Source organism: Acinetobacter sp. RUH 2624 (assembly GCF_000162375.2).
Taxonomy (GTDB): domain Bacteria; phylum Pseudomonadota; class Gammaproteobacteria; order Pseudomonadales; family Moraxellaceae; genus Acinetobacter; species Acinetobacter nosocomialis.
This window is the reverse complement of sequence record NZ_KI391939.1, coordinates 1,377,026-1,389,427: the sequence shown is the minus strand read 5'-3', so window position 1 is coordinate 1,389,427 and position 12,402 is coordinate 1,377,026. Positions and strand designations below refer to the sequence as shown.

Below are 12,402 nucleotides of genomic sequence, written 5' to 3'. Positions count from 1 at the left end.
GCTTTTTTTATTTTATATCAATTAATCATATAGCCGATAAACGCCAGTAAATCGCTCACAGCCTTTTTGTTGAGTCTTTACAACAAGTAAGGCCTTTTGAAAATCAAATTTGTATTTGCAATTATGCTCGTTATCTAAAATTTCACTTTTTTGCTCAGGAGAGCTATAAGCCATTAATGAAATAGTTTGGGCTTCTTTTCGGTTATTCGGATTACGGTAAGCTAACCCTTCTATTTTGATTTTATCTTTAGCAAGTTGATGGATTTGTAAATGAACAGGTTGGGCTGCAATGTGCCCATTTTCAAATTTAAGGTAATGCTGTGTTAGGGTTTGCTTAAGTGAAGCATAAAAATTTAAATCATCACCACGTACGTCAAACTGTTGTTGAATACATGAATTGGTTTTACATTGTTGCGTATGTTTAAACCACAATGTTTGAGTATCTTGTAGAAGCTGTAATGGAGCATCTGTAACTAAGTATGCAGAAAGATATTTGTTATTAAGTTGCTTTCGTGCTTCGCTAAAGTTTTTTGAACAGATTTTGAGCTCTGATTTTGAGTTGGAGCAGTCAATGGATTCTGCAAAAACAAGCGATGAGCATAAACAACTCAATGTCACGACAAAACTTAATCTTTTCAATTGATTCATATCAGTATTCGACGGCATGATCGCTTATACTTTCAGTCTACTTTGCTAAGTGTACTATAGCGAAACACAACGGTTGAATACAAGATTTCTTAAGCTTTTATAATAGAAGGAAAGAGTTTATATGGTTGCTCAAATTCGTATTGGTCAAGGAATGGATGTGCATGCCTTTGAAGAGGGTAACTTCGTAACTTTAGCTGGCATTCAGATTCCGCATACGCATGGCCTGAAAGCACATTCTGATGGTGATGTCGTGTTACATGCACTATGTGACGCTTTATTAGGTGCACTAGCGCTTGGAGATATTGGTCAGCATTTTCCAGATACCGATCCAGAGTTTAAGGGTGCAGATAGTCGTGTACTACTAAAACACGTTTATCAACTAATCTTAGACCGTGGTTATCGTTTGAATAATGCTGATATTACTGTAGCCTGCGAACGTCCTAAATTAGCGAAACATAATTTAGAGATGCGACAAAGCATTGCGGATGTTTTGAATGTGGATTTAAATCAAATTAGCATCAAAGCGACCACTACCGAAAAACTCGGGTTTACTGGTCGCCAAGAAGGAATTTTAGCAACAGCGACGGTATTAATCTCTAATTAGACTAAATCATCAGCTTGTTGCAAAGACTGCTGGAGTTCTAAAGTAGCCTTACGGCCTTGTAGCTGTAAGGTAATACTATGGATAAGACCTGTCCAAGTTTCATTTGGCTCCCAAATTTCGTGCAGTAAATCTTGGGAAGTAGGCATGTCCATATTCATATAAAATTGTCTGTAGACATACATAAGACAGCTTACGCGTTTGTTTTTGGCACAATGTAACCAAACAATTTCATTTTGAACCAAATGATCAATTAAATCTAAAACCAGTAAGCATTGGTCAGAAGATGGTGTTTCCCAGTCAATTGGAATATGAATGTAATTTAAACCATACTCAAGACAAACCCGATCTTCGTTTTCAATACAATCTGGTGAGTTTGTCAAAGCTAAATTGATAACGGTACTACAACCATACTCTTTAATAAGTTTAAGCTGTTCAATAGAAGGTTGTGCTGAACTAAACAAATGTTCATGAATAATTGAAAATGCAGGGATTTGAGATAGTGATTCTTCAAGGGTTGTCATAATCGCACTCTACAAGAGTAGGCTTGGCTTATTGTGTAGAATGTTATACACGATTCTAGAGTGTAGTTGAAATATAGACTGTTTATATATTCAGCAACATCATGAAAAATTTTAAAAAAATAAACTAGAAAAATAAGTATTTTATAGAAGTAAAAAAAACAGCACCTTAAAGGTGCTGCTTTTATATCAAGATTAAGCTTTTTTTAAATTTTCATTCAATAAAAATTCCATTAAAGCTTTTTGTGCATGTAGACGATTTTCAGCTTCATCCCATACAACAGAGTTTTTATGATCAAGCATTGTTTCTGAAATTTCTTCACCGCGATGGGCTGGTAAACAATGCATAAATAAACAATCTGGATGTGCAAGACTCATCAGTTTTTCATTTACCTGAAAAGCCGCAAATGCGTTCTTACGTAATTTTTGTTCTTCTTCTTGCCCCATGCTTGCCCAAACATCTGTAACGATAAGGTCAGCATTTACAGCCGCATCTTCAGCATTATCAAAAAGCTCAACGCAATGACCAAATTCTGCTAAAAATTCAGGTTTAGGTTCAAAACCTTTGGGTGAAGCAATTTTTAATTTAAAACCCATTAAATGTGCAGCTTCAATATATGAGTTACACATATTATTACCATCACCAATCCACGCTACGGTTTTACCTTCGATACTACCGCGATGTTCAATGTAAGTTTGTAAATCTGCGAGTAGCTGACAAGGGTGGTGGTCATCAGTTAGGCCATTAATCACAGGAACTTTTGAATAAGATGCAAAACGTTCAACAATGTCATGACCAAACGTACGAATCATCACAATATCAAGCATACTTGAAATAACGCGTGCTGAATCTTCGATAGGTTCACCGCGACCTAGCTGTGTATCGCGAGGTGATAAAAAGATAGCGCTACCACCAAATTGATTAATACCGGCTTCAAAAGAAATACGCGTACGTGTACTCGATTTTTCAAAAATCATTCCCAATACTTTACCAACAAAAGGTTGATACACCTTATTGCTTTGTTGCATTTTTTTTAGTTCGCTTGCGCGCTGTAAAACGCGATGGAGTTCTAATGTAGATAGATCACGTAAAGTCAGGAAATGTCTTAAAGCCATGTAGCTACTCCATAATAATTGTCTTTGAAATACAACAATTATCTGTTGTTGGCTGGGTGGATGTGGGAAAAAAGAAGTCTACTATACTATAAGCATTTCAAAATGCAAAAGAATTAGACTTTATGGTGGCCTTTTAAGAAAATTTCTACACAATAATGAATATAATCAATTACTTCATATTCATTGGTTGGTAGTGGCATGCCCATAATCATACGCCACTCAATATCACGTAAAATCCCAAAATACATGAGAGATGAGTGATCGGGAGAGGTACAAGTAATTTCACCTGCTTGATGAGAAATAAGTAGTGCTTGAGCAATGGTATTTTGTACGTCTTGAGCGCATTTTTCGTATAAATATTGGCTCAAAGTTGCATTACACTGGGTTTGTTCAATAACCAAACGTAAAAAAGCAATATGCTCAGGTTGAATAATGTGGTTATAAAAACGGATGAGAGTTTGAATTAAGTATTCTTTTAAAGAAGCCTGATCTGGTTGAAATGCAATACAAATATCTTTAAAGAACATCTCACGGCGGTAATCGCAAATTGCAGTAAATAAACCTTCTTTATTACCAAAGTATTTATAAATAGAAGCTTTTGAACCACCAGCATGATTGACGATGTCATCTAAAGAGACAGCATCATATCCTTTTTCCAAAAACAGTTCGGTTGCGCTTAGCAATAGTGCTAAACGACGTTCTACACCGCGACGTGTTTGAGGCTTGTCACATATAGGAGGATATGACTCAAGGACTGGATCATGCATAAAATTTAATAACGACAATTAATACTGCTTAACTAGTATAACAAAACTATCTTTAAGGGTGGTCATCGCTATATTTTTAGGTTGCTTGATAAACAGCAATATAAAATTTAATTTGAATAAATATTTTAAAATACAAGTATTTGTGAAATATTTTGAAGGTTTTTAATGATGTAACTGTATGTTCACATTTTAGTTTAACCATGTCTTTTCAATGTAAATCAAGATAAAGAAAAAGCGACTAATAGATTTAGTCGCTTTTTCTTTTACGAATGATTATTAAGCTTCAGACAAAGTTACTTTGTGTTCATCCTCATCATCGTCATCAGCAGAATCCATACCTAGTTCTTTTAACTTTCGGGTTAGAGTGTTACGACCCCAACCTAATAGCTCGGCTGCATGACGTTTGCGCCCACGAGTTTGCTGTAGTGCAGCATTAATTAAAGTACGCTCAAACATTGGTGTAGCAATATCCAAAATCTTCATTTCGCCATTTTTGAGTTTTTGAATTGCCCATTGACTTAGTAGCTCATCCCAATGATGTAAAGAAATACGCTCAAAAGATGGAGCAGGTTGGCTAGCTTCACTATTTTTTTGGAGTGGAACTTGTTTAAGTTCTGAAGGTAAATCTTCTGGGTAAACCTCACGGCCAGTAATCATGACGGTTAACCAGCGGCAGGTATTTTCAAGCTGACGAACATTACCGGGCCATGGTAATTGCTGCATATAGTCAGTTGTCTCGGTACGTAAAATCTTTGGACTTACGCCTAACTCTTTACCAGCACGAGCCAAGAAATGTTGAGCTAACATCGGAATATCTTCACTTCGATGTGCAAGCTTAGGAATATGAATACGAATTACATTTAGACGGTGGTATAAGTCTTCACGGAAGCGACCTTCATTTACCAATTTTTCTAAATCTTGGTGTGTTGCCGCTACGATCCGAACATCAACTTTAACAGGGATATGCCCGCCAACGCGGTAAAACTCACCATCTGCGAGTACACGTAGTAATCGCGTCTGTGTTTCAAATGGCATGTCACCAATTTCATCAAGGAAGAGAGTGCCGCCATTGGCTTGTTCAAAGCGACCTTGATGTTGAGTATTAGCGCCAGTAAAAGCACCTTTTTCATGGCCAAATAATTCCGTTTCAATTAAGTCTTTCGGAATTGCTGCCATGTTTAGAGCAATAAATGGTTTGGCTCTGCGTGGTGAATGCTTATGTAAAGCATGTGCAACTAATTCTTTACCTGTTCCTGACTCACCATTAATTAAAACGGTAATATGCGACTGAGATAAGCGACCAATTGCTCGGAAAACCTCTTGCATAGCTGGAGATTCACCAATAATTTCTGTCGATTGTAGCGGAGAAGCAGTTTTTGTAGCCTCTTGTTGCTGCAATTTATTGATATGTAAAATTGCTCGATTGACTAAAGCTAAAGCTTCATCAATATCAAACGGTTTTGGTAAATACTCAAATGCACCAGTTTGATAGCTAGATACAGCAGACTCTAAGTCCGAATGCGCTGTCATAATGATCACAGGCAAATCAGGATGAGAGTTTTTTACTTTAGATAAGAAAGTTAACCCATCAATGCCTGGCATACGGATGTCAGTTAAGATGACATCCGGCGCATCATGATGTAAACGTTCGAGTGCTGTTTGAGCTTCTTCAAAATTGGTGACGTCAAATCCTTCTTCTTTAAAGGTCTTTTCAAGTACCCATCGCATGGCGCGATCGTCATCAATAACCCATATTTTATTTCGCGACACGGTCTGACTCCCAAGGTAAATATAAGCTAAACATTGTTTTTCCAGGAACTGATTGGCATTCAATCATTCCGTTATGTTGATGCATGATGTTCTGTGCAATACTCAGGCCAAGGCCTGTGCCTTTTGCTCGTCCTGTAACCAAAGGATAAAACACAGACTCTAAAATGCTTTCGGGAATACCCGGTCCATTGTCCTCAATATCGACTCGTACCGCAGAGCGATTGAGTACACCATTAATAGTGACTAGACGTTGAATTCGGGTACGTAAAATTAATTCAGGCTCTTGATCTATAAAAAAAGATTTATTTTCTGTGATGGCTTGAATTGCATTAACGCTAATATTGAGCATGACTTGGATAAGTTGATCTCGATCGGCTTTTACATCCGGTAAAGATAAATCATAGTCACGCGTAATTTTGATTTTTTTCTTGGTTTGATTTGCGATTAAAGAGCGTACACGTTCCAAAGGTTCATGCACATTTACGTTTTCATAACTCGGCAGTTGTCTTGAACCTAGCATAGTGTCTGCTAAATTGGTGAGACGGTCTACCTCATTAATAATGACATCTGTAAATTCAGCATAACTCTCGTCATTTAAACTACGAGCAAGTAACTGAGTTGCACCCCTGATACCAGCCAGAGGATTTTTAATCTCATGAGCCACACCTCTAACCAGTTGTCTAGCCACCTGATGTTGTTGAATTAGGTTTTCTTCTTTAGAAATTTTCAACATCCGATCAATTGGATTTAGCTCAATAAGTAAGAGCGGGTGGTAGCTTTTGCCTGCATTTAACTGTGAAACCGTATAATCAACATGTAAGTCTTTAAAGTTGACATTAATTACAGCTTCACGACGTGTATAAGGCTGTCCTGTTTTTAGAGTATTGAGTAACGCTTCATGTGTATTAAAAGTATCATCAGGGGCATGAAGTAAATTTAAAACCGGTTGCCCAGAAGCGCGAAGCAAACTAATGTCAAAAAGTGCTTCACAAGCAGAATTTAAATAAAAAATATTAAAGTTACTATCGATTAGTAAAATCGCAGTAGTTAAGTTGTCTACCAAGAGGCGATAGTCGATAGGTGTGTGTTGATCCATTAGCGAATCGTTCCTGTCTTAAAATGGCGCAATGGCATCTTCATTAGTTATCGGTTTTCACCGTTATAGAACATGCATGATGCAAAATGTACGCCAACTTTGTTTATGGATTATTTTAAGGTTTTAAGCGTAGTTAAAGCGCTCTAAAATCGTTCTTAATATCTTTTGGTCAAAAATATGGATGTATATACCAATGATATCATGATCCAACTTGGTGCAATATTGAGTTTTGGTGCAAATATTGGTTGTATTTTGGTGCATTACACAAAGAGTGGGGTTTCCACCTATGCTTGAGACGAGAAAAGACATACAATACGCGCATTCAAGTGGAGCGCAGATTCATGAAGACCCCCAAAGTCGGTTTTGTTTCTTTAGGTTGTCCTAAGGCATTGGTAGATTCTGAACGAATTTTAACTCAGTTAAAGACTGAAGGTTATCAAGTTGCATCAGATTATGATGGTGCTGATTTAGTTGTTGTTAATACCTGTGGTTTTATTGAATCTGCAGTACAAGAATCGTTAGATGCAATTGGCGAAGCCATGAGTGAAAATGGCCGAGTTATTGTTACAGGTTGTTTGGGTAAAGACGAAGATAAAATTCGTCAAATGCACCCTAATGTTTTAAAAGTCACTGGTGCAGCAGCTTACCAGGACGTTATGGAAGCTGTACATGAATATGTGCCAGCACCGCCTAAACATAATCCGTTTATTGATCTTGTTCCTGAGCAAGGTATCCGTTTAACACCTAAACATTATGCTTATTTGAAAATATCTGAAGGCTGTAACCATCGTTGTACCTTCTGTATCATCCCAAGCATGCGCGGTGATTTAGTATCACGTCCGGTTGGTAGCGTATTAGAAGAAGCTGCCGCATTAAAACGCGCAGGTGTGAAAGAAATTTTGGTTATTTCACAAGATACTTCAGCTTATGGTGTAGATACTAAATATAAGCTGGACTTCTGGAATGGCCAACCTGTAAAAACCAAATTCTTTGACATGTGTGAAGCACTTGGACAGCTTGGAATCTGGGTTCGTCTACATTATGTATATCCATATCCACATGTTGATGCAGTAATCGATTTGATGGCTCAGGGTAAAATCCTGCCTTATCTGGATATTCCTTTCCAACATGCAAGCCCACGTGTTCTTAAATTAATGAAACGTCCGGCACATAGTGAAAATACTTTAGAAAAAATTAAATTATGGCGTGAAAAATGCCCTGATCTTGTAATCCGTTCTACTTTTGTGGTTGGTTTTCCAGGCGAAACTGAAGAAGACTTCCAGATTTTGCTCGATTGGTTGGTTGAAGCTCAACTTGATCGTGTAGGGTGCTTTACCTATTCACCAGTAGAAGGCGCTACGGCAAATGATTTACCAGATCATGTGCCAGAAGAAATTAAGCAAGAGCGTTACGAGCGCTTTATGCAAGTGCAGCAGCAAATATCTGCTGCCAAATTACAAAAACGTATTGGTCAAACGATGACTGTATTAGTCGATAGTTTGGAAGATGAATATCCTGTTGCTGTTGCACGTTCTTATGCCGATGCCCCGGAAATTGACGGTAATGTCTTTGTAGAAGATATCGATAAGAGCACGATTCAACCAGGCGATATGTTGGAAGTCGAAATTACCGATGCGGATGAATACGACTTATTTGCAAAGTTAATTAAAATTAAATCGGTCTAATCGAATCGCGATTCAAAAAGCATTCAGTTTAAGAGGTCTTGGAGCAAAATCATGGCGGAAACAATCAGCCCCCGTTATTCACGAATTTTATTAAAATTATCTGGTGAAGCTTTATCAGGTAATAAAGATATGGGTATTGATGCTCAAGTTTTAGATCAGATGTCACTTTCTATTGCGCATTTGGTAGGCTTGGGCGTGCAAGTAGGTATCGTTGTTGGTGGCGGTAACTTATATCGTGGAAGCCAGTTGCAAAAAGATGGTTTGGTTGGCCGTGTAACAGGTGACCAAATGGGTATGCTTGCGACTGTCATGAATGGTTTGGCAATGCGTGATGCATTGGTGCGTCGTAACATCAGAACTCGTCTTATGTCTGCACTACCAATTGGTACTGTTGTAGAGTCATACTCAAGTCGTGATGCAATTCGTCATTTAAGCCAAGGCGAGGTCTGTGTTTTCGTTGCGGGAACAGGAAACCCATTCTTTACAACTGATACAGCAGCATGTCTACGTGGTATTGAAATTGAAGCAAATTTAATTTTGAAAGCAACCAAAGTAGACGGTGTTTATAATAAAGATCCAAGCAAATATGAAGATGCAGTGAAATACGATCATTTAACATTTGATCAGGTGTTAGATGAGAAGTTAGGTGTTATGGATTTAACAGCAATTTGCTTATGCCGTGACCACAATGTGCCATTGCAAGTATTTGATATGAATAAATCTGGTGCGCTTTTATCAGTTGTAATGGGTGAAAAAGAGGGTACACGCGTTACTAAATAATGTACGTGTGCCGCAAAGCTCTTTATACTAGCGCTAAATTAAATTTGTTATATACATCCTTGAATAAATAAGTAAGGAAGATCATATGATTAACGATCTGAAAAAAGACAGCGAACAGCGTATGATGAAAACTCTTGAGTCTTTGGAACAAGGGTTTGCTAAAGTTCGTACCGGCCGTGCACACCCATCAATTTTAAATGGGGTAATGGTTCCTTACTATGGTTCTGATGTGCCTTTAAACCAAGTAGCGAACGTTGGTGTTGAAGATTCTCGTACGCTTATCGTTCAACCGTTTGAACGTACAATGGTATCTGCAATTGATAAAGCAATTCGTGAAAGTGATTTAGGTTTGAATCCAATTACTGCTGATTCAATCCGTGTACCTTTACCAGCTTTAACTGAAGAAACACGCCGTGATATGCAGAAAGTTGCACGCAGTGAAGCTGAAAATGCAAAAGTTGCTATTCGTAACATTCGTCGTGATGTTTTAGGTGATATCAAAGCATTATTGAAAGAGAAAGAAATCTCTGAAGATGATGAGCGTCGTGCAGGTGATGATATCCAAAAAATCACTGATAAATATGTTGCAGAAGTAGATAAGCGTCTTGCAGCGAAAGAAGCAGAATTGATGAAGGTCTAATTTTATGACCGAATCAGAAGAGTATCATCTTCCTAAGCATGTTGCCATCATTATGGATGGCAACAACCGCTTTGCAAAGAAAAATCAAATGCAAAAAGGTGATGGGCATCGAGAAGGTAAAAATATTCTTGATCCTATTGTTGAACATTGTATAAAAACTAGTGTCCGTGCTTTAACTGTTTTTGCATTTTCGAGTGAAAATTGGAATCGACCACAATATGAAGTCGATCTGCTTATGAAGCTTCTTGAAGAAACCATTCATGAGCAAATACCTCGCATGAAGAAATTCAATATTGCTTTGCGTTTTATAGGGGATCGTTCTAGATTACCTTCACATTTAGTTGCCTTAATGGAAGATGCAGAGCAACAAACAGTACATCATGACACCATGACATTAACCATTGCGATTAGCTATGGGGGTATGTGGGATATTGCAAATGCAGCTAAACAAGTTGCCCAAGCAGTTTCACGTGGTGAAATTGACGCTGATCAAATAAATGTTGATTTGTTCGAAAAATATGTCAGTCTAAACGATCTGCCAGCTGTGGACTTGTTGATCCGTACAGGTGGAGATTTCCGTATATCTAACTTCTTGTTATGGCAAGCAGCTTATGCGGAACTGTATTTTACGGATACTTTGTGGCCGGAATTTACAGTCGAGGAATTCGATCATGCACTGAATGTTTTTTCAGGGCGTGAACGTCGTTTCGGTAAAACATCTGAACAAATTCAGCAAGAGAAAATCGAGAAATTATAATGTTAGAGCGGATTGTTACCGCATTGGTACTTGTTGCAGTTGTTTTAAGCTGTATGTTTGCTACGCAATCACATTATCCAATGTTGGTACTTATGATTGTAGCAGCAGCGGTTGCGGGGTATGAATGGTATAAGTTGATGCCTCATGAAGCTGGCGCCGTAGTAAAACCTAAAGCATGGGGTTATGGTCTACTTGTTGCTTTTGTTTCGGGCGTTGCCTTGTTCTTTCACGACATTGCATTACTGCTATGGTCTGCTTCAATTTTAACTTGGCTCGTTAGTGTATATTGGGTTAAGTCCTTTCCTGAATTTGATGGGTGGTATAACGCGACCCTTTATGTCATTGGTTTAATTCTTATCTGTGCAGCAGTGACTGCAATTTTTGTAGTATGGCAAAGCTCACCATGGTGGTTGATGTATTTGTTCTTGCTTGTATGGGGTGCAGATAGTGGAGCTTACTTCGTAGGTCGTAAATTCGGTAAGAGAAAATTGGCACCTACGGTAAGCCCTAATAAATCAGTAGAAGGTTTATATGGTGGTATTCTCACTACAATTATTGTAATGCTTGTAGTGCAATATCAATATTTAAACTTAACTTGGGTTCAACAACTTTTATTCCTGATCTTATCTTTAGTCACAGTATTCGGTTCAGTATTAGGTGATCTATTTGAGTCGATGATTAAACGCCGTGCTGGTATTAAAGATTCTGGCCGTGTTTTGCCAGGTCATGGTGGTGTGTTGGATCGTATTGATTCTTTACTCGCGGCAGCCCCGATTTTTGCAACGGGAATGTATATATTAAAGCTTATTGGTGTAGATTTATAGATGACACAATCTGTTTGCATATTGGGTGTAACTGGTTCTATTGGGCAAAGTACATTAAAAATTTTAAGCCAACATCCAGATAAGTATTCAGTCTTTGCAGTTTCGGCACATAGTCGAATTTCTGAACTTGTTGAAATCTGCAAACAGTTCCGCCCTAAAGTGGTCGTTGTTCCTGAACAGAAAATAGTTGAACTAACCACCTTATTTGCTCAACAAAATATACAAGGTATTGATATTTTAATTGGGCAAGATGGTCTGGTTGAGATCGCATCACATACAGATGTTGATATTGTTATGGCAGCAATTGTCGGGGCAGCGGGACTGTTGCCTACTTTGGCAGCTGTTAAAGCTGGTAAACGAGTATTGCTTGCAAATAAAGAAGCATTGGTTATGTCTGGTGAAATCATGATGCAAGCTGCTCGTGATCATCAGGCATTATTATTACCAGTGGATTCAGAGCATAATGCCATTTTTCAGTCATTACCTCATAACTATTTACAAGTTGAGAGAACTGGACAACCACAACTAGGCGTATCTCAAATATTGCTAACAGCATCTGGTGGCCCATTCTTAAATCATTCCTTGGAACAGTTGGAACATGTAACACCCCAACAAGCATGTAAACATCCAAATTGGTCAATGGGGCAAAAAATTTCAGTTGACTCGGCTACTCTCATGAATAAAGGGTTGGAGTTAATTGAAGCGTGTCATTTATTTTCAATATCTGAACATTTTGTTACAGTTGTTGTTCATCCACAAAGTATTATTCACTCTATGGTGCAGTATGTTGATGGTTCAACATTAGCACAAATGGGTAATCCTGATATGTGTACGCCAATTGCACATGCATTAGCATGGCCTGAGCGTTTACAAACAAGTGTTCCTGCTTTAGATTTATTTGAGTATTCTCAACTTAATTTTCAGGCGCCCGATACCCAAAAATTTCCTGCATTAAATTTAGCAAGACAAGCAATGCGTGCAGGAGGTTTGGCACCTACCATTTTGAATGCGGCAAATGAAATTGCTGTTGAAGCATTCTTAAAGGAAAGGATTGGATTTACACATATTCCACAAGTGGTAGAGCATACTTTGCAAGAGTTAGAGAATGCCGCAGCTGAAAGCATTGAGTGCATTTTAGATAAAGATAAAGTGGCTCGATCTATAGCTCAGAAATATATATCAAGTATTGGAGGCTGA

Annotated in this window: 13 protein-coding genes; 7 read left to right on the top strand and 6 right to left on the bottom strand. The window is 38.1% G+C overall.

Annotated elements, in window-relative coordinates:
* Positions 1-21: 21 nt before the first annotated feature.
* Positions 22-666, bottom strand: a complete 645-nt coding sequence (locus tag HMPREF0014_RS13205) for a hypothetical protein (protein ID WP_004708391.1) — start codon at positions 664-666, stop codon at positions 22-24.
* Between the two features lie 103 nt (positions 667-769).
* Between HMPREF0014_RS13205 and ispF the strand changes: the two genes are divergently transcribed.
* The gene (ispF, locus tag HMPREF0014_RS13200; RefSeq protein WP_002049661.1) at positions 770-1,252 is read left to right on the top strand and encodes a 2-C-methyl-D-erythritol 2,4-cyclodiphosphate synthase; all 483 of its coding nucleotides are present in this window, start codon (positions 770-772) and stop codon (positions 1,250-1,252) included.
* Here ispF and HMPREF0014_RS13195 read toward each other — a convergent pair.
* From HMPREF0014_RS13195 to glnL, 5 genes are all read right to left on the bottom strand, one after another.
* Positions 1,249-1,773 (bottom strand): protein tyrosine phosphatase family protein, encoded by a 525-nt coding sequence (locus tag HMPREF0014_RS13195; RefSeq protein WP_004886872.1) that lies wholly within the window; start codon positions 1,771-1,773, stop codon positions 1,249-1,251. The genes ispF and HMPREF0014_RS13195 overlap by 4 nt on opposite strands.
* Positions 1,774-1,965: 192 nt before the next feature.
* On the bottom strand, positions 1,966-2,886 hold the full coding sequence (gene argF, locus HMPREF0014_RS13190) for an ornithine carbamoyltransferase (protein ID WP_004708394.1): 921 nt from the start codon (positions 2,884-2,886) through the stop codon (positions 1,966-1,968).
* 113 nt (positions 2,887-2,999) lie between these two features.
* The gene (gene adeN, locus HMPREF0014_RS13185; protein ID WP_004708396.1) at positions 3,000-3,653 is read right to left on the bottom strand and encodes a multidrug efflux transcriptional repressor AdeN; all 654 of its coding nucleotides are present in this window, start codon (positions 3,651-3,653) and stop codon (positions 3,000-3,002) included.
* Between the two features lie 276 nt (positions 3,654-3,929).
* Positions 3,930-5,423 (bottom strand): nitrogen regulation protein NR(I), encoded by a 1,494-nt coding sequence (gene glnG / locus HMPREF0014_RS13180; RefSeq protein ID WP_004708399.1) that lies wholly within the window; start codon positions 5,421-5,423, stop codon positions 3,930-3,932.
* Positions 5,410-6,519, bottom strand: coding sequence for a nitrogen regulation protein NR(II) (gene glnL, locus HMPREF0014_RS13175; RefSeq protein ID WP_002049598.1), 1,110 nt, complete (start codon positions 6,517-6,519; stop codon positions 5,410-5,412). The genes glnG and glnL overlap by 14 nt, the downstream gene beginning before the upstream one ends.
* Positions 6,520-6,860: 341 nt before the next feature.
* Here glnL and rimO point away from each other — a divergent pair, with 341 nt between their 5' ends.
* The 6 genes from rimO (at position 6,861) to ispC (ending at position 12,402) form a co-directional block, all read left to right on the top strand.
* Entirely contained in the window at positions 6,861-8,204 is a 1,344-nt protein-coding gene (gene rimO / locus HMPREF0014_RS13170) for a 30S ribosomal protein S12 methylthiotransferase RimO (protein WP_000856678.1), read from the top strand.
* 51 nt (positions 8,205-8,255) lie between these two features.
* Entirely contained in the window at positions 8,256-8,984 is a 729-nt protein-coding gene (pyrH, locus tag HMPREF0014_RS13165) for a UMP kinase (RefSeq protein WP_000852257.1), read from the top strand.
* 85 nt (positions 8,985-9,069) lie between these two features.
* The gene (frr, locus tag HMPREF0014_RS13160) at positions 9,070-9,624 is read left to right on the top strand and encodes a ribosome recycling factor (protein ID WP_002049637.1); all 555 of its coding nucleotides are present in this window, start codon (positions 9,070-9,072) and stop codon (positions 9,622-9,624) included.
* Positions 9,625-9,628: 4 nt separating this feature from the next.
* Positions 9,629-10,381, top strand: coding sequence for a polyprenyl diphosphate synthase (gene uppS / locus HMPREF0014_RS13155; RefSeq protein WP_004708401.1), 753 nt, complete (start codon positions 9,629-9,631; stop codon positions 10,379-10,381).
* Entirely contained in the window at positions 10,381-11,205 is an 825-nt protein-coding gene (locus HMPREF0014_RS13150; RefSeq protein ID WP_002049666.1) for a phosphatidate cytidylyltransferase, read from the top strand. Before uppS ends, HMPREF0014_RS13150 begins: the two co-directional genes overlap by 1 nt.
* Positions 11,206-12,402 carry a 1-deoxy-D-xylulose-5-phosphate reductoisomerase gene (ispC, locus tag HMPREF0014_RS13145; protein WP_004708403.1) on the top strand — a complete coding sequence of 399 codons (1,197 nt, stop codon included), beginning with the start codon at positions 11,206-11,208 and terminating at the stop codon, positions 12,400-12,402. It begins immediately after the preceding gene.